Below are 20528 nucleotides of genomic sequence, written 5' to 3'. Positions count from 1 at the left end.
AAATAGCGGGATGTCTATCATTCTTGCCATCGAAACTTCCACCGAACTCGCCTCGGCAGCCCTGCTGCATGGAGACGAACTGATCTTCCGCGAATCGCTGGGCGTGCAGACCCACTCCGAAACCATTTTGCCGATGGTCCAGCAACTGCTGGCCCAGGCGGGGATTGCACTGTCGCGCTGCGACGCGATCGCTTTCGGTGTCGGGCCGGGCTCGTTCACCGGCGTGCGCACTGCATGCGGGGTAGTGCAAGGGCTGGCGTTCGGCAGCGATTTGCCGGTGGCGCCGGTGGTGACGCTGGAAGCGATGGCGCAAGCTGCGCTGGAAGCCACGCAGGGTGCAGCCGGCGACGTGCTGGCGGTGCTCGACGCGCGCATGGGCGAAGTCTACTGGGCGCAGTACCGCCACGGCGCGAGCGGCTGGCAAGTGGTGCTGGAACCGAGCTTGTCGTCGGCTGCCGCAGTCGTGCCACAGGGGCATGTGCAGGCTTGCGGCAACGGCTTGGCTGCATATGCGCAGGATTTTGGCGCGCAGCCGTTCGCGGCCGCCGCGCTGGTCCAGCTCATGCCTCACGCGGCGCAGGTGGCGACCTTGGGCCGGCGCATGCTGGAGCAAGGCAAGACTGTGCCGCTGCAGGACGCGCAACCGCTCTACCTGCGCAACAAGGTCGCGCTGACCACGGCCGAACGCCAGGTGCGCGATCTCGCCAAAGGTGCGGCGTGAACAACGAGGCTTTGCTGCACACGCTGGAGAGCAAGTTTGGCGGCCTGATATTTGCCGCCATGAAGGTCGACGACGTCGACGAGGTGGTGCAGCTTGAAGACAGCGTCTATCCACACCCGTGGACGCGCGGCAATTTTCTCGATTCGCTGTACAGCGGCTACCAGACGCTGACCATGCGCGATCGATCGGGACGCCTGCTGGGTTACTTCCTGGTCATGGAAGCGGTGGATGAAGCGCACTTGCTCAACATCAGCGTGGCCGAGGATGTGCAGGGCGAAGGTTTCGGCCATCTGCTGCTGGACTATGCCGTCGACCTGGCGCGCAAGCATCGGATGACGGTCATGCTGCTGGAAGTGCGCGTGTCGAACTTGCGTGCGCTGCACGTGTACCGGCGTTACGGTTTCGCGGAAATCGGACGTCGCAAGAATTACTATCCTGCCAATCAATCTACGCGCGAAGACGCGATCGTGATGAGCCTACCGCTATGAGTCAGAACACATTTGCCGCTTCGGCCCGGGTATTGGAAGAAATCGGCGTGGGGCCGGTCTGGGTCCGGCGTCACCTTGCCGTTGAAACAGTCGAGGCCGCTGAGCGGGAAGTCGAAGTCGTCGCACCGCCCGCGGCAGTAGCGCCAGTCGCCGCCGCGGCGGCACCGGTTCCTCAGCGGCCTGGGCAACCAGTGGCGCGTCCCGCACCGGCTCCCGCCTCCGCACAAGACGACGGCCTGCCGCCATGGCTGAGCGAAATGAGTGACGCCGACCTGGCGCCGCCCGGTTTCATGCCCTACGACGATGAAGACGACGAACCCGTCATCAGGATCAATCCGGCCATCGCCACCATGGATTGGGCCAAGCTCAAGGAGACGGTTGCAGAGTGCCGCCAGTGCGGCTTGTGCAACGGCCGCAAGAAGACCGTCTTTGGGGTCGGCGACGAAAAGGCCAAGTGGCTGTTCATCGGCGAAGGCCCGGGGCGTAACGAGGACATGCAAGGCGAGCCGTTCGTCGGCCCGGCCGGCAAGCTGCTCGACAACATGCTGGTCGCCATGGGCCTCAAGCGCGGCGAGAATGCCTACATTGCCAATATCGTCAAATGCCGTCCCACCGACGAAAGCGGCAAGGATCGTCCACCATCGCCACAGGAAGTAGCGTCCTGTTTGCCTTACCTGCAACGCCAGATCGCGCTGATCCAACCCACCGTGCTGGTGGCGCTGGGCAAGACCGCGGCGCTGTCGCTGCTCGGCCTGGACCCGGCCACCCCTGTTTCCAAGCTGCGCGGCACCGTCCATCGCTATCAGGACCTGCCGCTGGTTGTGACCTATCACCCGGCTTACCTGTTGCGGCAGCTTGGCGACAAGAGCAAGGCCTGGGCCGATCTCTGTCTTGCGATGACAACTTATGCCCACACCACAGACTGATTTGCAGGCACCGACCGAGACCTTTCAGCAGCAATTCCACCGGCGCTGGTCGTCGTTGCGTGACCCCCACGTGCGTGCGCTGGCGTGGCTGCTGGATGCTCCCGACCTGCTTGACGCCCATGCGTCGCGCTGGGACGGGCGAATCGCCTCCATCGGCGCACTCAGTGAGATGGACATCACCTGGCTGCAGGCGCTGGACAAGAATCCGCGCGAGCTGTACCTGCTGATCAACGCGCAACCGTCGGCGCGTCTGGGGCGCTATGCCGAAAAGCTGCTGACGTTTTACCTGCAGTACACCGGGCGACTCATTGCGCACAACGTCCAGGTACGCAACGGTCCCAACGAGACCATCGGCGAGTTCGATTTTCTGGTGCGTGATGAAGCTCAATCCGGAGCGGTGCATTGGGAGTTCGCCACCAAGTTCTACCTGCTCGAATCGCATCGAGATCAGATGCAGGCCGATGCCTTCGTCGGGCCGAATCTGGCTGATTCGCTCGGCGCCAAGATGAACAAGATCATGCAGCAGCAACTGATGTTGTCCGCGCATCCGGCCGCAGCGCAATACCTGCCGCAACCGGTCACGCGCGCGCAGGCGCTGGTCAAGGGCTGGCTGTTTTACGGCGAGACCGCCGAGAGGGCGCCAGTGCCGGCGGCGCTGGGTATTTCAGCGCAGCATTGCCGCGGATTCTGGTGCGAGGTGTCGGCGCTGCAAGCCGGCGACAGCGATCGCTATCTGGTGCTGCCGCGGCTCGAATGGCTGGCTCCGGCACGGGCCGCGGCGGGTCAAACCTTGTCCGGCGCTCAGTTGCGCGAAGCAGTGCAATTGCTGTTCAACGAGACGCTGGCGCCGGTCATGATCGCTGTTTGCGACGTGGAGGATGACGTGGCGCTGGAACGCCTGCGCGGCTTCCTGGTGCCGGACGACTGGCGCGGCAAGGCGGCGCAACGCGTGCGGCATGCGGTGGTGCAGATTTAGTGAGTGGAATGATTTGAGCGGCACGAAGAAAAAGCGTACGGTTTTACCGTACGCTTTTTTTATTCGTCGTGCTTGTGTTCGCCGATCAACGCCAGCGAATCATGCTCGCGCTGGTTGAACGAATGTCGGCGCATGATCAGATACATGATGCCGGCGACAAAGACGCCGAAGATGAGGATCACGATGTTGACGTCGAGGTTGAGGCGTACCATGATCGCGTACAGCACCAGCATGGTCAGCACCGAGAGGTTTTCATTGAAGTTCTGCACGGCGATCGAATGGCCGGCGCTCATCAGCACGTGGCCGCGGTGTTGCAGCAGCGCGTTCATCGGCACGACGAAGTAACCGGACAAGGCGCCGATGATGATCAGCAGCGGATAGGCGACCCAGATCGAGGTCACCATGGTCATGGCCATGACAACCAGCCCCATGATGATGCCCAGCGGCATGACCGACAGCGACTTCCTGAGCGGCACGAAGCGCGCTGCGCCGACCGCGCCGAGTGCGACGCCGAGTGCGACCACACCTTGCAGGATGGCTGCTTTGTCGAGTGGCATGTGCAAGGATTTTTCCGCCCATTTCAACACGATGAACTGCAGCGTGGCGCCGGCACCCCAGAACAGCGTCGTGACTGCCAGCGAAATCTGGCCCAGCTTGTCTTTCCACAAGGTGGTAAAGCAGTTTCCGAAGTCGGCGATCAGTTTGATGGGATTGTGCTGCTGGTGGGCGTAACGGGCGCCGGTGTCGGGGATGTTGAGGTTGAAAATCGCCGCGACGATATAGATGACGGTGATGATGCAGAGGGCGGCTTCGGTAGGGGTATTGATGCCGAAGTCGAACACCGGGAAATCGAAGGCTAGCAAGGCCGAGGCAATATGCGGATTGACCAGCGCGCCGCCAAGGACCGTGCCGAAGATGATGGAGCCGACCGTCAGTCCTTCGATCCAGCCGTTGGCGGCCACGAGCTTTTCGGGCGGCAGCAGTTCGGTCAGGATGCCGTATTTGGCGGGAGAGTACGCTGCCGCGCCGAAGCCGACCACGGCATAGGCGATCAGAGGATGGACGGTAAAGAACATGAGGGCGCAACCGACCACTTTGATCAGGTTGGTGATGAACATCACCTTGCCCTTGGGGAACGCATCTGCGAAGGCGCCGACGAACGCCGCCAGCAGCACGTAAGAGAGCACGAAGAACAATTTCAACAGCGGCGTCATCCATGCCGGAGAGTGCATCTCCGAGAGGAGTGCAATAGCTGCGATCAGCAGTGCATTATCGGCAAGCGACGAAAAAAACTGCGCCGCCATGATGGTGTAAAAGCCGCGATTCATCCGTATCCAAGATGTGACAAATTATCTCCGGCTTGCTTTATACCATGAAAAGATGACATGCCAGTGATAAGTATGATGAGTGAAAATGCGGGGCCGGCGCGTTTTGCCAGGCCTCTTTCCTGCTTCTTTGAAACAAGTTGGTCCGGTAAAATGGCAGCTTGTTCCCGAAGCAGGGGATTTGACCCGGTTCCCGGCGTTTTTCCGCCATTTTCATCTGCTTTCCAGGCTTTCAGTTCAGTACTCAACGAGCGCTTATGCCAAGACCAATCGTCGCCACTATTGATATTTCTGCACTACAACATAATCTCGCCGTCGCCAAATCACGTGCGCCGCATGCCAAGGCTTGGGCTGTGGTCAAGGCGCAGGCATACGGCCATGGCCTGGGACGCGCCGTGCGCGCCTTTGCCGACGCCGACGGCCTGGCGCTGATCGAGGTCAATTATGCGGTGCAACTGCGCGAACTGGGCTGGACCAAGCCCATCCTGCTGCTGGAAGGCTTCTTCGACGCCGACGACATCCCGGTGCTGGCGCAGCACGGCTTGCAGTTCGCCGTGCATTGCGACGAGCAGATCGCATTGCTGGAAGCGGCCGGCCTTGATGCACAGGCAGCGCAGTTTGACGTCCACCTCAAGATGAACAGCGGCATGAACCGCCTCGGCTTCAGGCCGGAGGTCTATCGCGCCGCCTACGAACGCCTGCAGCAGCTGGCCTGCGTGCGCAGCATCACCATGATCACGCATTTCGCCAATGCCGACGATCCCGCCAATCCGGACTTGCCGCTGGCCGAACAGGTGAAGCGTTTCAATGCCGCCACCGCAGGGTTGGCAGGAGCGCACAGCGCGGCCAACTCGGCAGCCGACCTGATGCATGCCGACCTGGCTTACGAATGGGTGCGCGCCGGTGTGATGCTGTACGGCGGCACGCCGGGCGGCGGTACTGCGAAGGAGTTCGGCTTGCGTGCGGCGATGACGCTGGAGAGCAAGATCATCGGCGTGCAAGAGATCGGCCCCGGCGACGCAGTCGGCTACGGCAGCCGTTTTGTCGCCGACAAAGCGATGAAGATCGGTATTGTCGCCTGCGGTTACGCCGATGGCTATCCCCGCCACGCCCCCAACAACACGCCGGTGATTGTCGACGGCGTGCGCACCGGCACCATCGGACGGGTATCGATGGACATGCTGACGGTGGACCTGAGCCATATCCCAGGCGCCGGCGTGGGCAGCCAGGTGGTGTTGTGGGGCGAAGAACTTCCGATCGACGAGGTCGCGTTTGCAGCGGGCACGATCGGCTATGAATTGATGTGTGCATTGGCGCCGCGCGTCAGCGTGCAAGAGAAAAACTGAGAAGAACCGATATGGCAAAAGCCAAAACGAATTACACGTGCACCGAATGCGGCGGCGTCAGCAACAAATGGGCGGGGCAATGCCCGGCCTGCGGCCAGTGGAATACGCTGGTGGAAACCCTGGTTGAAACGGCCGGTGTCAATCGCTATTCCAATCAGCCTCAGGGCCTGGCGCAGACTGCGCCGGTGTTGTCGCTGGCCGATATCGAAGCGATTGACGTACCGCGTTTCGGCACCGGCATTGAAGAGTTCGACCGTGTGCTCGGCGGCGGCCTGGTGCCGGGTGGCGTGGTGCTGATCGGCGGCGATCCGGGCATTGGTAAATCGACCTTGCTGCTGCAGGCGCTGGGCAATATTTCCAAACTCAAGCACGTGCTATATGTCAGCGGTGAAGAGTCGGGTTCGCAGATCGCCTTGCGCGCGAAACGTCTGGCGGTGGATGCCAAGGATCTCAAGCTGCAAGCCGAAATTCAGCTCGAAAAGATCTTGTCGACGCTGACCGAGCACAAGCCCGACGTTGCCGTCATCGACTCGATTCAGACCGTCTATTCGGACGCGCTGACGTCGGCGCCGGGGTCGGTGGCGCAGGTGCGCGAATGCGCGGCTCAATTGACGCGTTTCGCCAAAACCTCCGATACCACCATCATCATGGTCGGCCACGTCACCAAGGAAGGCGCGCTGGCCGGTCCGCGCGTGCTCGAACATATCGTCGACACGGTGCTGTATTTCGAAGGCGACACGCATTCCAGTTTCCGGCTGGTGCGCGCGTTCAAGAACCGCTTCGGTGCGGTCAACGAACTCGGCGTGTTTGCCATGACCGAGAAGGGCCTCAAGGGCGTGTCGAATCCCTCCGCGCTGTTCCTGTCGCAGCATGACAGCCAGGTGCCGGGTTCCTGCGTGATGGTCACACAGGAAGGCACGCGTCCCTTGCTGGTGGAAATCCAGGCGCTGGTCGACAGCTCGCACGTGCCCAACGCACGCCGCTTGTCGGTCGGCCTCGAGCAAAACCGTCTGGCGATGCTGCTGGCCGTGTTGCACCGCCATGCCGGCATCGCCGCCTTCGATCAGGACGTCTTCATCAACGCCGTCGGCGGCGTCAAGATCACCGAGCCGGCCGCCGACCTGGCGGTGCTGCTGGCGATCAATTCATCGATGCGCAACAAGCCGCTGCCGCGCGGCCTGGTGGTGTTCGGCGAAGTCGGCCTGGCCGGCGAGATCCGTCCCGCGCCGCGTGGACAGGAACGTCTGCGCGAAGCGGCCAAGCTGGGATTCTCGATCGCGATGATCCCGAAGGCCAACGCGCCGAAGCAGGACATCGAGGGATTGAAAGTGGTTGCCGTCGAACGCATCGACGAGGCCTTGCAGAAGATCCGCAACATCGACGAATGATGGTGTCGAAGCGCGGGCTCAGCCCGGTAGCTGATAGGTGACGATCACCTGATTCATTTCGCCGCGCGCCGGCGGCCCGAGCTGGCCGCCGCCCTTGACACGGTAATGCAGCGTGAACGGTTGCGCGGCGTCCTTGCCGTTGAAGGCGCCGGTGCTGCCGCTGGCGTTGTTGGTCACGTTCCAGCAGCGCTGGCGGTTGTTCCAGCACAGAACCGCTTCAAATCCCACGGGCTTTTCCGACAAGCCGTATCTCCATGACACATTGCTGATCGTCGCACCCGGAGGCACCGGCGTGCTGATGGAAAAGGTGGTCTCGTAATCCGCGTTTTTTGCGAGGATGGTGGCGCCCATGGCGTCGGCGGCGTAAGAGCCGCTCGGTCCGCGGGGAGCCGGAGGTGGCGGCAGTGTATTTTGCGGTGGCGGTGCAATCACGGCGGCATGTGGCGCGACGATGGCAGGGGCGCCGGTAGCCGGAACGCTGAGCGTGCGGTCAACGCGGGTCTGTGCCACAACGGTGCCTGCAAGAGCAAGGCCGAGCGTAGCGACGAGCGCCGTGCGCAACAGCGCCACGGCTAGGCCGCCTGCTTGCGCGGATTGCCGCCGCGAACCGGAACTGTCGGGAACATCATCTGCACCACGAGACCGCCGCCGTCGCGATTGCGCAGGGCCAGCTTGCCGTTGTGGCGGATCACGATGCGGTTGACGATCGCCAGACCGAGTCCGGAGCCGTTGGCCTGGCCGCGTGCGGTATCGAGTCGCGTGAACGGGCGCAGCAGATGTTCGAGCTCACTGTCCGGCGCGCCTGGGCCATGGTCGGAAATTTCGACTTTGACGTGGCGGTCTTCGATCTTGCACAGGATGTCGATGTTGGCGACATCTGTGCCGTCGGTCTTGCCGTAGCGCCGCGCGTTTTCGATGAGATTGCTGATGATGCGTTCGAGCTCGACGGTGTTGCCCATGACTTCAATGCCGGGCGCGATGGCCGTGCTGACCATGACGTCGCTCAGGCGCTTGGAGTTGTTGGCGGCGTCTTCCAGCAGTCCCGACAAATCCACGGGCATGAAACTGCTGCTGTCGAACGGTTTGGCGTAGTCGAGGAACTGGCCGATGATGGCATCCATCTGCGCCAGGTCGGAATGCATGCCGTCACGCGCTTCGTCGGACAGCCTTGCCATTTCGACTTCCAGCTGCATGCGCGCCAGCGGCGTGCGCAGATCGTGAGAAATGCCGGCCAGGATGACGGCGCGGTCGGATTCGATGCGATCCAGATCGGCCACCATCTGATTGAAGCTGAGATTGGCTTCGCGGATTTCAGTCGGTCCCGATTCCGGCAGCGGATCGGGTTGCTTGCCCTTGGCGATGGCGCGCGCGGCGGCGGTCAGCCGCGCCAGCGGCTGGTTGATCAGGGTCGAAATGAACACCGCGCCGATCAGCGACAGCACCAGTGCAATCGAGCCCCAGCCCAGCCATTGCAGGCTCGAGGTGCGATCCAGCCGGCCACGATCAAGCATCAGCCAGTATTGGTCCTCATCGATTTTGAAGCTGATCCAGAAGCCGTCGACGTCGTTGACGCCCGAGGCGAACTGGGTGTCGTCGCCCATCGCCTGCTTGACGTAAAACTCCAGCTCCGGCAACACCGGCGAATCGTCGGGCGGCGCAATCTTGTCGGTTTTTTCGAGCGGATAGATGCGGATGCCTTCGTTGCTGGCCAGGTCGAACAGCAGTTCGCGGCGCATTTCCGGTGCCGAGTGGGTGAGGGCGGCGCGCGTGATGGTGACGACGGAGACGATCTGCGCAGCGAGCTGCTCTGCGCGCGGGCCGCGTTCGACCATGCGGAAGCTGGCCACCCACGCCACCATGCTGGCGGTGATCAGGAAGGTCAGCAAAAAGAAGGTGCGCCAGAACAAACCGTTGCTGAACCATCGTTGGCGCGCTTGATAGCTCATGTTGTGAATGCCGGTGGCCGGATTGGGTAGGCGCATCAGCGCGGCTTGCCCTCGGGGATGAAGACGTAACCGAGGCCCCATACGGTCTGGATGTACAACGGATTGGCCGGATCAGGTTCGATCAGTTTGCGCAGGCGCGAAATCTGGACGTCGAGGCTGCGGTCGAATACTTCGTATTCGCGGCCTCGCGCCATTTCCATCAGCTTCTCGCGCGAGAGCGGCTGGCGCGCGTTGCGTGCGAAAACTTTCAGCACAGAGAATTCACCGGTGGTCAGCGGCACGGTTTCGCCTTTTTTCTTCAGGGTGCGGGTGCCGAGATCGAGCACGAATTCACCGAACTCGAATGACTCCGGCGATTCCGAAGGCGCGCCCGGCAATTCGTCCGGACCCTTGCGGCGCAGGACTGCATTGATGCGCGCTACCAGCTCACGCGGATTGAATGGCTTGGGCAGGTAATCGTCGGCGCCCATTTCGAGGCCGATGATGCGATCCACATCTTCGCCCTTGGCTGTCAGCATGATGATCGGCGTCTGGTCGCCGGCGCCGCGCAGGCGGCGGCAAATGGCGAGGCCGTCTTCACCGGGCAGCATCAGGTCCAGCACGAGCAGATCGTAACGCTCGCGGATCCAGAGTTTGTTCATCGCCTGGGCGTTTTCCGCCGTGACGACGTTGAAGCCCTGCTCGGTCAGGTAACGGCGCAGTAGGTCGCGCAAACGGATGTCGTCATCCACCACCAGGACTTTTGATTGGTGGGCCGGAGTAGCTGTCGTGCTTGTGTTGGTCGTATTCATGGCGTTATGGTAGCGTCTTCGCGGCGATCGGCAATATGTAACAGGCCAAAGATTACAAACTGTTACATACCTTACCTTAATCATCTTATACCATCCGGCCGGGCAACCTACACTGGCTACATTGATGAAGCACTTTGTCGATGGCTTGGAAATGTGGAAAAATGCCGCTATGAATATTGCCGTAATAAGAAGGATAGGTATTGCTGCAGTCGTGCTTGCGCTGAGCGCTGCCGGCGCGCTCGCGCGCCCTCCGGAAGGGCCGCGCGGCGGTCAGGGGCAACCGACCGATTTCCGTCGTCCGGGCGGTAATAATTTCGGCAACGGCGGCAACCGTCCTCAGCAGCAAGAGCAGGACGCCAACCAGCGCCGCGGCAAATTGAGCCCCGACGAACGGCGCGAGCTCCGACGCCAGATTGACGAAGCGGGTCAGGATATTTATCGCGTCAAACGTTGATCAAACGCTGACGACGCGACAGGAAAGACAACAAAAAGCCAGGGCTGTTCAGTCCTGGCTTTTTTGTGGGCGAAGCAGGCGGGTAGGGCGATCAGGTCTGATGCGCGCGTCCCAGTTTTTTCTCCAGCCGATGCTGCAAGGCCTCAAAGCAGATGCTCAGGAACCAGTACACCATCGCCGCCGCGATATATAAGGGCAGCGGGCGAAAAGTCACTGCGATGATTTCCTTGGTCGACAGCATCAGTTCGGTGACGGTGATGACCGACACCAGCGACGTGTCCTTGATCAGGCTGATCAGCGTATTGCTCATTGACGGCACGGCGATGCGAACCGCTTGCGGCACCACCACGTAGCGCAGCGTCTGCGCATAGGTCAGGCCGAGACTGTAGCTGGCGCTCCATTGGCCGCGTGTGACGCCGAGGATGGCGCCGCGCAGGCTCTCCGACAAATAGGCCCCCGCATTCAGGCTCAGTGTCAGTACGCCCGCCGAGAGCGGCGAGAATTCAATGCCGATGCTGGGCAGGCCGTAATAGACCACGAAAATTTGTACCAGCAGCGGCGTGCCGCGCATCAGGCTGACGTAGACGGCGGCGGGCCAATGGACAAACTTCCACGGCACGATGCGCGCCACTGCCAGCACGAAACCGAGCACCAGTCCGCCCAGCATCGAGGACAAGGCGAACAGCAGCGTATAGCCGACACCCCTGAGCATGATCGGCGCCGCCTGGTGCAGCAAATTCCAAATTTCCATTTTTTGTCGGCAAATAAAAATATCCCCGCAACAGTGCGGGGATATCGGTTTGAAATGAATCCGGAGCTTATTGTGCGGTCGGCGGCTTGCTCACGTCAATGCCGAACCATTTAACCGACGCCTGCTTGAAGCTGCCGTCCTTGAGGATCTCGGCCAGGGCCTTGTTCAGCGCGGCCTTGAATTGCGGGTTGCCCTTCTGGAACGGGATGCCGATCTTGTCGACGGTGCCGATCGGCGAGCCGCCCTTCAGGGGCAGATTCGACGATTTCAGCAGGTAGCCGACCAGCAGGCTGTCGTTCAGCGCTGCATCGATGCGGCCGCTGGCCAGGTCGGCCAGGTATTCAGGCGAGCCTGGATAGGTCTTGACTTCGATGCCGGGAACGGCCTTGGCCTTCTGCTCGAAGTTGGTGCCCTGGCCCAGGCCGAGTTTCTTGCCCTTCAGGTCTTCCAGGCTCTTGAATTCGCGCTTCTCGTCCTTGCGCACGATCAGCTGCGCGCTCGACAGGGTGTACGGATCGGAGAAGTCGAACGCCTTCTGACGCTCGTCGGTGATGCCGACCTGGTTGATGATGACGTCATACTTGCCTGCGCCCAGGCCTGCCAGGATACCGCTCCACTCGGTGGTGGTGAATTCGGGCTTGAGGCCCAGCTTGGCGGCCAGCAGCTTGGCGACGTCGACTTCAAAGCCGGTCAGTTCGCTGGTCTTCGGATCCTTGAAATTGAACGGTGGATAGTTGCCTTCCAGCGCTACTTTCAATGTGCCGCGCGCCTTGACGGTATCGAGCAGGTCGGCTGCATGAGCGCCGACAGTGGCGCTGACCAGCAGCAAGCCGGCCAGCAAGGGGGACAATTTGCGGAATGAAGTGAATGCCATGTCTGTTCCTTTTGATGTTCTGTATTGATCGGTGGAAACCCGATATGCGAGCAGCTTAATCGTTTTTCAATCTTAGACCAAAGACATCTACGTAAGAAGTTTATATGGGCAGGCTGAATAAAAGACGATCCGGCGTCGCGCTTATCCAAGCCTTCAGCGGTCCCCTCAGGCGACCAGCTGCTCCAGCGCTTCCTGCTGTCCCAGCCAGTCTTCTTCCAGTTGCTCCAGTTCCTTGGTGCAATACGCCTGGTCGGCGATCAGCTTTTTCAGTTCTTCCTTGTTGGCGGCGTCGTAGATGTCCGGTGCAGCCAGACGGGCGTCGATGACGGCCTTCTTTTCATTGCACTTGGCGATTTGTTCTTCCAGGCGCTTGATGCGCGATTCGATCGGCTTTTTCAAGCCGGCCAGGCGCTGGCGCTCTCCGGCGTCGAGACGCTTCTGCTCGCGACGGTCGCCGACCGGGGCTGCGGATACGGCGGCACCCGGTTCCGGCGCTTTCTGGGCGATCGTTGGTTCGGCCTTCGGCTTGGCAGCCGCAGCCTGCGCTGCTTCCGTCGCACTGTTCTTGGCGGCCAGCTTGGTCTTGAACAGCCAGTCGCGGTAATCATCCAGATCGCCGTCGAACGGTTGCAGCTTGCCGTCGGCGACGATCAGGAACTGGTCGGTGGTGGCGCGCAGCAGATGGCGATCATGGGACACCAGGACCAGCGTGCCTTCGAACTGCGCCAGCGCCATGGTCAGGGCTTCGCGGGTTTCCAGGTCCAGATGGTTGGTCGGTTCATCGAGCAACAGCAGGTTGGGGCGTTGCCAGACGATCAGCGCCAGCGCCAGGCGGGCTTTCTCGCCGCCGGAAAACGGCGCGATGCTCGACGACGCCATGACGCCGTTGAAGTTGAAGCTGCCGAGGAAGTTGCGCAGTTCCTGCTCGCGCACGTCCGGCGCGATGCGTGCCAGATGCCACAGCGGCGATTCGTCGTGGCGCAGCATTTCGACCTGGTGCTGGGCGAAGTAGCCGATCACCAGACCTTTGCCGAACTGGGCGGTGCCGGCGATCGGGTTCAGCTCGTTGGCGATGGTTTTGATCAGGGTCGATTTGCCGGCGCCGTTGACGCCGAGCAGGCCGATACGCTGGCCGGTCTGCAGTGAAAAATCGATGCTGCCGACGATGACCTTGTCAGAGATTTCATAGGTTTCAGGATCTTCGCTGCGATAGCCGGCGTTGACCTTTTCCATGACCAGCAGTGGATTCGGCGCCGACAGAGGTTCGCGGAATTCAAAAGAGAACTCGGCCGCGGCGCGCAAAGGCGCCAGTTCTTCCATCTTCGCCAATGCCTTCATGCGGCTTTGGGCCTGTCTTGCCTTGCTCGCCTTTGCCTTGAAGCGGTCAATGAAGGAGTGCAAATGCGCGCGCTGACGCATCTGTTTCTCGATCATGCCGGCCGCCAGTTCGAGTTGAGCGGCGCGTTGGCGTTCGAAGGCGGAGTAATTGCCGGAATAGCGTTTCAGCTTGCGCTCGTCGATATGCACGATCACGTTGACCACGCCGTCGAGGAAGTCGCGATCATGGGAGATGATGATCAGCGTGCCGGCATAGCGCTTGAGCCAGTCTTCCAGCCAGATGATGGCGTCCAGATCCAGGTGATTGGTCGGTTCATCGAGCAGCAGCAGATCGGACGGACACATCAGCGCCTGCGCCAGATTCAGGCGCATGCGCCAGCCGCCGGAGAAACTCGCGACCGGGCGCTCCATCTGTTCCAGCGTGAAGCCCAGGCCGAGCAGCAGTTGCTCGGCGCGCGAACGCACCGTGTAGACATCGGCGTCGGCCAGGGCGCCGTACAGTTCACCGATGCGGATACCGTTTTCGGCGCTTTCCGGTTCAGCTTCTGCTGCAGCCAGCAGGGCTTCCAGGCGGCGCAAGGTGACGTCGCCGTCGATCGCGTATTCCACTGCAGCGCGTTCGAGCGCAGGAGTTTCCTGGGCGACATAGGCGACGCGCCATTTGGTCGGATAGTCGATGTTGCCCTGGTCGGCATGCAGTTCGCCGCGCAGCATGGCGAACAGGCTGGATTTGCCGGCGCCGTTGGCGCCGATGAGGCCGATCTTGTCGCCCGGGTTGAGGGTGACATCGACATTCTCCAGCAAGGGTTTAACGCCGCGGGCCAGGGTAACTTGCTGAAAACGAATCATCGGAAAACTGCAATCAAAGAATAAAAATCAGGTGGAAACGAAGCTCAAAGTTCAGACTGAGAAACGACGCAAAAAATCAGGCCAGGTGCTGCAATTGATCAGCCGTCACCAGGAACACCATGTCGTCGCCGGCGCTGGTAGTAACCCAGGTCAGTTCCAGGTCGGGGAAGGCGGCTTCGGCGTAGGCGCGTTCGTTGCCGATCTCGACGATCAGCACGCCGTTCGGCGTCAGGCGCTGTGCCGCGCCCTTGACGATCTTGCGCACCAGATCCATGCCGTCCTTGCCGCCGGCCAGCGCGATCTGCGGTTCCTGCAGGTATTCCTGCGGCAACTTGCTCATCGAGTCCGAATTCACATACGGCGGATTGCTGATGATCAGGTCGTACTTGCGTGCAGGCAGTTTGGTGTAGAGGTCGGATTCGACCAGGTTGATGCGGTCGCCCAGTTCGTAGTCGTCGACGTTGCGGCGCGCCACTTGCAGCGCCTCCGGCGAAATGTCGACAGCTTCAACGCGCGCCTGTGGGAACGCATCGGCCAACAGGATGGGCAGGCAGCCGGAGCCGGTGCACAGGTCGAGGATGTTTTCGACTTGCGCCGGATCTTGCACCCACGGCGAAAAGTGTTCGGGAATCAGTTCGGCGATGAAGGAGCGCGGCACGATCACGCGCTCGTCGACGAAGAAGCGATAGCCGCCCAGCCAGGCTTCGTTGGTGATGTAGGCGGCCGGTACGCGGTCTTCGGTGCGGCGCATGATCACGCGCAGCAGATTGTCGATCTCGCCTTGCAGCAGGCGCGCGTCGAGGAAAGGCTCGAGCTGGTCCAGCGGCAGTTTCAGCGTGTGCAGGATCAGGTAGGCGGCTTCATCGAAGGCGTTGTTGGTGCCGTGGCCGAAGAACAGCTTCTCGGTATTGAAGCTGGTGATGGCGTAGCGCAGGATGTCGCGCACGGTGGCGAAATTGTTTGGCGTCATGATCGATATTCTCGGTCTGTACATAGTGAATAGGGTCCGGCTGGTTGGATCCGCTGCGGACTACAGCAGCAGGTTTTCCATGGTGCGGCGGTAGATGTTCTTCAGCGGATCGATGTAGCGTACTTCGATGTATTCATCGATCTTGTGGATGCTGTCATTGGGCGGGCCAAACTCGATCACCTGCGGGCAGATCTGCGCGATGAAACGTCCGTCGGAGGTGCCGCCGGTAGTCGACAGTTCGGTGTCGATGCCGGTCTCGGCCTTGATCGCCGACGACAAGGCGTCGCTCAGGTTGCCGCGCGGGGTCAGGAACGGCAGGCCGCCAACGGTCCACTTGAGGTCGTACTCGAAGCCGTGCTTGTCGAGGATCGCGTGCACGCGTTGTTGCAGGCCTTCGACCGTGCTGGCGGTCGAGAAGCGGAAGTTGAAGTCGATCACGACGTCGCCCGGGATCACGTTCGACGCGCCGGTGCCGCCATGGATGTTCGACATCTGCCACGAGGTCGGCAGGTAGTATTCGTTGCCTTCGTCCCACTTTTCTGCGACCAGTTCGGCCAGCGCCGGCGCCGCCAGGTGGATCGGGTTCTTCGCCAGTTGCGGATAGGCGATATGACCCTGGATGCCTTTGACTATGAGCTTGCCGGACATGGTGCCGCGGCGGCCGTTCTTGATCATGTCGCCCAGCTGTTTGGCCGAAGTCGGTTCGCCGACGATGCAATAGTCGAGCTGTTCGCCTCGTGCCTTCAGTTGGTTGCAGACGATCACGGTGCCGTCAGTGGCCGGGCCTTCTTCATCGCTGGTGATCAGGAATCCGATCGAGCCCTTGTGATCAGGATGCGCTGCAACGAATTCTTCCACGGCGACAACCATCGCTGCAATCGAGGTCTTCATGTCGGAGGCGCCGCGGCCGAACAGTTTGCCGTCGCGTTGCGTCGGCACGAACGGCGGCGATTGCCACTTGTCGACCGGGCCGGTCGGCACCACGTCGGTATGTCCGGCAAACGCCAGCAGCGGTTGGGCCGTACCCTTGCGCGCCCACAGGTTGGTGACGTCGCCGGACTGGATGGTTTCGCAGACGAAGCCGAGCGGCGCCAGCAGTTCAGCCAGGCGCGCCTGGCAGCCTTTGTCTTCGGGCGTCACGGAGGAGAGGGCGATCAGTTCCTGGGTCAGGGCAAGGGTTTTGCTCATGATGAATTCTTGTAATCAGTTCTTGAAAATCTGTTGATAAAGGTCTGCGGTGAAACCGACGTGCGTCGGTGCATCGCCGTTTTGCAGCACCGGCCGCTTGACGATGGACGGCAGCTCGACGATCAGCGCCGTGGCGCTGGCGTTGTCGGTGATGCTCGCCTTGCGTTCGTCGGACAGGCCGCGCCAGGTCGTGCCTTTGCGATTGACCAGCGTGTCCCAGGGAATGTCCTTGAGCCAGGTTTTCACCAGACCGGCATCCAGGCCTGCCTTCTTGAAATCGTGGAAGGTGTATGCAACGCCGTTGGCGTCGAGCCAGGTGCGCGCCTTCTTGACCGTGTCGCAGTTGGGAATGCCGTAGAGAGTGACTTGCTTGCTCATGAAATCAACATCCTGTTTTACAAAAAGTGAAGGCCGGCGTCATGCATGCCGGCCATATCTCTTGGTTTGCTGCAAACAGAATTGCCGGCACGCGCCGGCAATTCATGGTGCTGCGAAGCTGATTAAGCGCCGCGCAGCAGTTCGTTGATCGAGGTCTTCGAACGGGTTTGCGCGTCGACCTTCTTGACGATGATCGCAGCGTACAGGCTGTACTTGCCGTCCTTCGACGGCAGGTTGCCCGGCACCACGACGGAGCCGGCAGGCACGCGGCCGTAATGCACTTCACCGGTTTCACGATCGTAGATCTTGGTCGACTGACCGATGTACACGCCCATCGACAGCACCGAGTTTTCTTCGATGATCACGCCTTCGACGACTTCCGAACGGGCGCCGATGAAGCAGTTGTCTTCGATGATGACCGGACCGGCTTGCACCGGCTCGAGCACGCCGCCGATGCCGACGCCGCCGGACAGGTGGACGTTCTTGCCGATTTGCGCAGCGGAGCCGACGGTGGCCCAGGTGTCAACCATCGCGCCTTCATCGACGTAAGCGCCGATGTTGACGTAGGACGGCATCAGCACGACGTTCTTGCCGATGAAGGAGCCGTGGCGTGCGACTGCCGGCGGCACCACGCGGAAGCCGCCCTTGGCGAAATCTTCAGCGGTGTAGTTGGCGAACTTGGTCGGGACCTTGTCGTAGAACTGCGGATAGCCGGGGATGCCGGAGCCGACCGGGACGTTGTCTTCGAGGCGGAACGACAGCAGGATGGCTTTCTTGACCCATTGGTTGACTTGCCATTGGCCGACGCTTTGGCGATCCGCCACGCGCAGGGTGCCTTCGTTCAGGCCGGCGATGACTTCCGCCACGGCGTTACGGATGTCGGCAGGTGCGGTCTTCGGCGACAGGCTGGCGCGGTCTTCCCACGCCTGATCGATGATTTGCTGGATGGATTGGGTCATCTTGTTTTATCTAGGTTGAAAATGAATAAAAACCGAGGCGCGTTTCAATGTTGAAAACCGGATATGAAACGGCGCGTCGGAGAGTGGATCTGCTTAGTTTGCCTGATGCGGCGAATCGCCGATTCAGGCCGCCGCCAGCTTGCGTGTGAAAGCGACAATGCGTTGCGCCGCTTCCAGGCATTCTTCCACTTCGGCGACCAGCGCCATGCGGATGCGCTGCTGACCCGGATTGACGCCGTTGGCTTCGCGCGCCAGGTAACTGCCGGGCAATACCGTGACATTATATTCGGCATAGAGGCGCTTGGCGTATTCCGTGTCGCTGATCGAGGTCAGTTTATCGACCTTGGCCCACAGGTAAAAGCTGGCGTCCGGCAGCGATACGTCCAATACTTCCTGCAGCAGCGGCGTTACCTGGCTGAATTTCTTGATGTACTTGACGCGGTTTTCCTGCACGTGGGTCTCATCGTTCCAGGCGGCAATCGACGCGTTCTGGATGGATGGGCTCATGGCGCCCCCATGATAGGTGCGGTACAGCAGGAATTTCTTCAGGATCGCGGCGTCGCCGGCCACGAAGCCCGAACGCATGCCGGGCACGTTGGAGCGCTTCGACAGGCTCGAGAAGGCGATCAGGCGATCGTAGCCGCGGCCCAGCTTGTGCGCCGCTTCCAGGCCGCCCAGCGGGGCTTCTTCCTTGAAATAGATTTCCGAATAGCATTCGTCGGAGGCGATCACGAAGCCGTAACGATCAGAGAGTTCGAACAGTTTCTTCCAGTCATCGAGCGACAGCACCGCGCCGGTCGGATTGCCCGGCGAGCACAGGAACAGCAGCTTGACGCGCGGCCAGATATCGTCCGGCACCTGGCTGAAATCGGGGGCGAAATTGCGCGCCGGATCGGAATTGACGAAATACGGCTGCGCGCCCGACAGATAGGCCGAGCCTTCGTAGATTTGATAGAACGGATTCGGGCAGATCACCAGCGCATCTTTTTGCGACGGATCGACCACGGTCTGCGTCAGCGAGAACAATGCCTCGCGCGAACCGTTGACCGGCAGCACCTGCGTGGCCGGATCGATTTTCGGCAAGCCGTAGCGGCGCTCCAGCCAGCCGGCGATGGCGCTGCGCAGCGCTTCCGAGCCGATCGTGGTGGGATAGGTCGCCAGCCCCGCCAGGTTATCGGTCAAGGCCTGCTTGATGAATGCCGGCGTCGGATGCTTGGGTTCGCCGATGCCGAGACTGATGTGGCGATAGTCCGGATTGGGCGTGACGTCGGAAAACAGGTTCTTGAGTTTTTCAAACGGGTAAGGCTGCAGCTTGTCGAGTAATGGATTCACAATGGATTCACGGAGGCGCGTAGCAAGGGTGGGATAGGGCGACATTATACTGATTGTTGCCGGGATGATGCGCTCCGGGCGGTCGGGGCGGCATTCAGGCGCCGCATGTTTTGACAAGGCGATAAAAAATGCACATCATGAAAGTACAACAAGAACCCACGTGGCCGGGGTGATGTGCGACAGGCCGGCGCGTGCAGGATCAGGGGAGGGCTCATGAACTTCATGTGCGTGCGGGAAATGTCCGTAAGGCAATTCATTTCATTTTTTGCCGCTGCAACGCCTGTTGTGCTCTGCGGTCTTGCCGCGCTCCTGTCAGCGACGCCGGCGTGCGCCGCCGACGATGTCCAGACGGTATTGATCGGTTTTGCCGGCGGGCTGGGGAAAAGATCGCTGTCCAACCTGAGCTTTAGCGCGCGCGACGGCGCGCAGATGGCCGTGGACGACGCAAATCAGCGCAACCTCGTCATCGGCGGGAAGCGCGTGTTTTTCAAATTGCTCGTCAGCGATGATCAGTCCGATGTGAATTTTGCGCGCGTTGTCGCCAAATCCTTTGTCACCGCAGGCGTCGTTGGGGTGGTCGGCCATGTCACGACCGATACCAGTATCGCGGCCGCACCGTTCTACAACGAAGCGGGAATTCCACAAATTTCACCTACCTCCGCCGGGCGGCAATTTTCTCAGACCGGATACCGCACCGCCTTCCAGATACTGGGGCACAGTGAAGCCAGTGCGATCCATCTGGCCAATGTTGCCTACGATACGCTGAAGGCCCGCCGCATCGTCGTCATAGATAACAGCAGCATGCTGGGAACCAGCCTTGCGGAAACCTTTACCCGGCAGATCCGGCGGGACGGCGGAGATGTCCTGTTCCGCGAGACAATCAACAGCAAGACTTCCGACTTCAACGCCGTCTTGCCGCGCGTGAAAAACGAGCGTGCGGACTTGCTTTTTTTCGCCGGCACCGGCCCGCAGGCGATCGCTTTTTCGCAGAATGCCCAACGCATGGGAGTGACGTCGACACTGTTGCTCAATGGCGGCGCCGTGAACAACGAGTTTCCGCAAACCGGATCGCATCGGGACGGCACCTATCTGATGTTGCAGGGCTTGCCGGTTGAAACGCGGTCCGGTTACTCACAATTTGAAAAGGCGTACAGGAAGAAATTCGATTCGGCGCTGACGGCGTACACGATGTTTTCCTACGACGCCGTCGGCATGCTGATCGAGGCGTGCAGGAAAAACAATTCCCTCAACGCGAGGCTGGCGGTAGAGACCTTGCACAACATGCAATATGCGGGCATCTCCGGGACTATTTCATTTGCGCCTGACGGCAGCAAAAACAATCCTCCCTATACGCTTTACCGGGCCTCCCAAAACAAATGGCAGATCGTCAAAGTCTTTGGCGGTTAGCAATCAATGCTCTGGAGGCTGACAGGGCCAATCCTGCGGCGGCGCAGCAAATTGAACAATCGCAGGCAGGAAACTGCCCTGTTCGCCTGATGGACTTGCTGCAAAGTAAGCTATCGTGCGC

General features: G+C 60.9%; 21 protein-coding genes. 8 read left to right on the top strand and 13 right to left on the bottom strand.

Annotated features, from left to right (window positions below; genetic code table 11):
* Window positions 1-10 precede the first annotated feature (10 nt).
* The 4 genes from tsaB to ACIROW_RS03860 are packed head-to-tail and all read left to right on the top strand — an operon-like array spanning window position 11 to window position 3111.
* On the top strand, window positions 11-721 hold the full coding sequence (gene tsaB, locus ACIROW_RS03875; protein ID WP_402272082.1) for a tRNA (adenosine(37)-N6)-threonylcarbamoyltransferase complex dimerization subunit type 1 TsaB: 711 nt from the start codon (window positions 11-13) through the stop codon (window positions 719-721).
* Complete coding sequence (rimI, locus tag ACIROW_RS03870) at window positions 718-1209, top strand: ribosomal protein S18-alanine N-acetyltransferase (RefSeq protein ID WP_402272080.1); 492 nt, start codon at window positions 718-720, stop codon at window positions 1207-1209. Before tsaB ends, rimI begins: the two co-directional genes overlap by 4 nt.
* Window positions 1206-2135 carry a uracil-DNA glycosylase family protein gene (locus ACIROW_RS03865; protein WP_402272078.1) on the top strand — a complete coding sequence of 310 codons (930 nt, stop codon included), beginning with the start codon at window positions 1206-1208 and terminating at the stop codon, window positions 2133-2135. Before rimI ends, ACIROW_RS03865 begins: the two co-directional genes overlap by 4 nt.
* Window positions 2116-3111: a DUF1853 family protein gene (locus ACIROW_RS03860; RefSeq protein ID WP_402272075.1), complete on the top strand. Its 996-nt coding sequence runs from the start codon at window positions 2116-2118 to the stop codon at window positions 3109-3111. Before ACIROW_RS03865 ends, ACIROW_RS03860 begins: the two co-directional genes overlap by 20 nt.
* Window positions 3112-3170: 59 nt before the next feature.
* On the opposite strand, the gene lplT is transcribed toward ACIROW_RS03860, so the two are convergent.
* Window positions 3171-4439, bottom strand: coding sequence for a lysophospholipid transporter LplT (gene lplT, locus ACIROW_RS03855; protein ID WP_402272072.1), 1269 nt, complete (start codon window positions 4437-4439; stop codon window positions 3171-3173).
* Window positions 4436-4684 (bottom strand): hypothetical protein, encoded by a 249-nt coding sequence (locus ACIROW_RS03850; RefSeq protein WP_402272070.1) that lies wholly within the window; start codon window positions 4682-4684, stop codon window positions 4436-4438. Before ACIROW_RS03850 ends, lplT begins: the two co-directional genes overlap by 4 nt.
* A gap of 9 nt (window positions 4685-4693) precedes the next feature.
* Between ACIROW_RS03850 and alr the strand changes: the two genes are divergently transcribed.
* Together alr and radA are read left to right on the top strand one after the other, a co-directional pair.
* Entirely contained in the window at window positions 4694-5782 is a 1089-nt protein-coding gene (gene alr, locus ACIROW_RS03845; protein ID WP_402272068.1) for an alanine racemase, read from the top strand.
* 11 nt (window positions 5783-5793) lie between these two features.
* Entirely contained in the window at window positions 5794-7170 is a 1377-nt protein-coding gene (radA, locus tag ACIROW_RS03840) for a DNA repair protein RadA (RefSeq protein WP_402272065.1), read from the top strand.
* Between the two features lie 18 nt (window positions 7171-7188).
* Here the strand turns inward: radA and ACIROW_RS03835 are convergent, their stop codons facing one another.
* Genes ACIROW_RS03835 through ompR form a run of 3 tightly spaced genes read right to left on the bottom strand, consistent with a single transcriptional unit; the run spans window position 7189 to window position 9907 of the window.
* Complete coding sequence (locus tag ACIROW_RS03835; protein WP_402272062.1) at window positions 7189-7740, bottom strand: flagellar protein FlhE; 552 nt, start codon at window positions 7738-7740, stop codon at window positions 7189-7191.
* A gap of 2 nt (window positions 7741-7742) precedes the next feature.
* Window positions 7743-9152, bottom strand: a complete 1410-nt coding sequence (locus ACIROW_RS03830; RefSeq protein ID WP_402272060.1) for an ATP-binding protein — start codon at window positions 9150-9152, stop codon at window positions 7743-7745.
* Window positions 9152-9907 (bottom strand): two-component system response regulator OmpR, encoded by a 756-nt coding sequence (gene ompR / locus ACIROW_RS03825; protein ID WP_034297488.1) that lies wholly within the window; start codon window positions 9905-9907, stop codon window positions 9152-9154. The genes ACIROW_RS03830 and ompR overlap by 1 nt, the downstream gene beginning before the upstream one ends.
* A gap of 124 nt (window positions 9908-10031) precedes the next feature.
* Between ompR and ACIROW_RS03820 the strand changes: the two genes are divergently transcribed.
* A complete protein-coding gene (locus ACIROW_RS03820; protein WP_402272058.1) occupies window positions 10032-10361 on the top strand; it encodes a hypothetical protein in 330 nt (109 codons plus the stop codon).
* A gap of 91 nt (window positions 10362-10452) precedes the next feature.
* On the opposite strand, the gene ACIROW_RS03815 is transcribed toward ACIROW_RS03820, so the two are convergent.
* The 8 genes from ACIROW_RS03815 to dapC form a co-directional block, all read right to left on the bottom strand.
* Window positions 10453-11112: an amino acid ABC transporter permease gene (locus ACIROW_RS03815; RefSeq protein ID WP_402272056.1), complete on the bottom strand. Its 660-nt coding sequence runs from the start codon at window positions 11110-11112 to the stop codon at window positions 10453-10455.
* A gap of 67 nt (window positions 11113-11179) precedes the next feature.
* Entirely contained in the window at window positions 11180-11986 is an 807-nt protein-coding gene (locus ACIROW_RS03810; RefSeq protein ID WP_402272054.1) for a cystine ABC transporter substrate-binding protein, read from the bottom strand.
* Window positions 11987-12151: 165 nt separating this feature from the next.
* The gene (locus tag ACIROW_RS03805) at window positions 12152-14173 is read right to left on the bottom strand and encodes an ATP-binding cassette domain-containing protein (protein WP_402272051.1); all 2022 of its coding nucleotides are present in this window, start codon (window positions 14171-14173) and stop codon (window positions 12152-12154) included.
* A 76-nt stretch (window positions 14174-14249) separates the two neighbouring features.
* The gene (gene prmB / locus ACIROW_RS03800) at window positions 14250-15143 is read right to left on the bottom strand and encodes a 50S ribosomal protein L3 N(5)-glutamine methyltransferase (RefSeq protein ID WP_402272049.1); all 894 of its coding nucleotides are present in this window, start codon (window positions 15141-15143) and stop codon (window positions 14250-14252) included.
* A gap of 60 nt (window positions 15144-15203) precedes the next feature.
* Complete coding sequence (dapE, locus tag ACIROW_RS03795; protein WP_402272047.1) at window positions 15204-16331, bottom strand: succinyl-diaminopimelate desuccinylase; 1128 nt, start codon at window positions 16329-16331, stop codon at window positions 15204-15206.
* Window positions 16332-16346: 15 nt separating this feature from the next.
* On the bottom strand, window positions 16347-16709 hold the full coding sequence (locus ACIROW_RS03790; protein WP_402272045.1) for an ArsC family reductase: 363 nt from the start codon (window positions 16707-16709) through the stop codon (window positions 16347-16349).
* A gap of 122 nt (window positions 16710-16831) precedes the next feature.
* Window positions 16832-17668 carry a 2,3,4,5-tetrahydropyridine-2,6-dicarboxylate N-succinyltransferase gene (gene dapD, locus ACIROW_RS03785; protein WP_007875794.1) on the bottom strand — a complete coding sequence of 279 codons (837 nt, stop codon included), beginning with the start codon at window positions 17666-17668 and terminating at the stop codon, window positions 16832-16834.
* Between the two features lie 123 nt (window positions 17669-17791).
* The gene (gene dapC / locus ACIROW_RS03780) at window positions 17792-19000 is read right to left on the bottom strand and encodes a succinyldiaminopimelate transaminase (RefSeq protein ID WP_402272042.1); all 1209 of its coding nucleotides are present in this window, start codon (window positions 18998-19000) and stop codon (window positions 17792-17794) included.
* Window positions 19001-19213: 213 nt separating this feature from the next.
* Between dapC and ACIROW_RS03775 the strand changes: the two genes are divergently transcribed.
* Window positions 19214-20407 (top strand): branched-chain amino acid ABC transporter substrate-binding protein, encoded by a 1194-nt coding sequence (locus ACIROW_RS03775; RefSeq protein ID WP_402272040.1) that lies wholly within the window; start codon window positions 19214-19216, stop codon window positions 20405-20407.
* Window positions 20408-20528: the final 121 nt, after the last annotated feature.

Source organism: Herbaspirillum sp. NPDC101397 (assembly GCF_044767325.1).
Classification (GTDB): domain Bacteria; phylum Pseudomonadota; class Gammaproteobacteria; order Burkholderiales; family Burkholderiaceae_D; genus Herbaspirillum.
The sequence above is the reverse complement of the archived record's forward strand: the minus strand, read 5'-3'. Positions and strand labels throughout refer to the sequence as shown.

Coding starts and splice junctions, on each gene's coding strand:
- dapE (WP_402272047.1), bottom strand. CDS start 16,331: ATGAGCAAAACCCTTGCCCTGACCCAGGAACTGATCGCCCTCTCCTCC.
- ACIROW_RS03865 (WP_402272078.1), top strand. CDS start 1,206: ATGAGTCAGAACACATTTGCCGCTTCGGCCCGGGTATTGGAAGAAATC.
- lplT (WP_402272072.1), bottom strand. CDS start 4,439: ATGAATCGCGGCTTTTACACCATCATGGCGGCGCAGTTTTTTTCGTCG.
- ACIROW_RS03830 (WP_402272060.1), bottom strand. CDS start 9,152: ATGCGCCTACCCAATCCGGCCACCGGCATTCACAACATGAGCTATCAA.
- ACIROW_RS03805 (WP_402272051.1), bottom strand. CDS start 14,173: ATGATTCGTTTTCAGCAAGTTACCCTGGCCCGCGGCGTTAAACCCTTG.
- ACIROW_RS03810 (WP_402272054.1), bottom strand. CDS start 11,986: ATGGCATTCACTTCATTCCGCAAATTGTCCCCCTTGCTGGCCGGCTTG.
- ACIROW_RS03820 (WP_402272058.1), top strand. CDS start 10,032: ATGAAGCACTTTGTCGATGGCTTGGAAATGTGGAAAAATGCCGCTATG.
- ACIROW_RS03860 (WP_402272075.1), top strand. CDS start 2,116: ATGCCCACACCACAGACTGATTTGCAGGCACCGACCGAGACCTTTCAG.
- radA (WP_402272065.1), top strand. CDS start 5,794: ATGGCAAAAGCCAAAACGAATTACACGTGCACCGAATGCGGCGGCGTC.
- ACIROW_RS03815 (WP_402272056.1), bottom strand. CDS start 11,112: ATGGAAATTTGGAATTTGCTGCACCAGGCGGCGCCGATCATGCTCAGG.
- ACIROW_RS03790 (WP_402272045.1), bottom strand. CDS start 16,709: ATGAGCAAGCAAGTCACTCTCTACGGCATTCCCAACTGCGACACGGTC.
- alr (WP_402272068.1), top strand. CDS start 4,694: ATGCCAAGACCAATCGTCGCCACTATTGATATTTCTGCACTACAACAT.
- ompR (WP_034297488.1), bottom strand. CDS start 9,907: ATGAATACGACCAACACAAGCACGACAGCTACTCCGGCCCACCAATCA.
- prmB (WP_402272049.1), bottom strand. CDS start 15,143: ATGACGCCAAACAATTTCGCCACCGTGCGCGACATCCTGCGCTACGCC.
- tsaB (WP_402272082.1), top strand. CDS start 11: ATGTCTATCATTCTTGCCATCGAAACTTCCACCGAACTCGCCTCGGCA.
- ACIROW_RS03775 (WP_402272040.1), top strand. CDS start 19,214: ATGAACTTCATGTGCGTGCGGGAAATGTCCGTAAGGCAATTCATTTCA.
- dapD (WP_007875794.1), bottom strand. CDS start 17,668: ATGACCCAATCCATCCAGCAAATCATCGATCAGGCGTGGGAAGACCGC.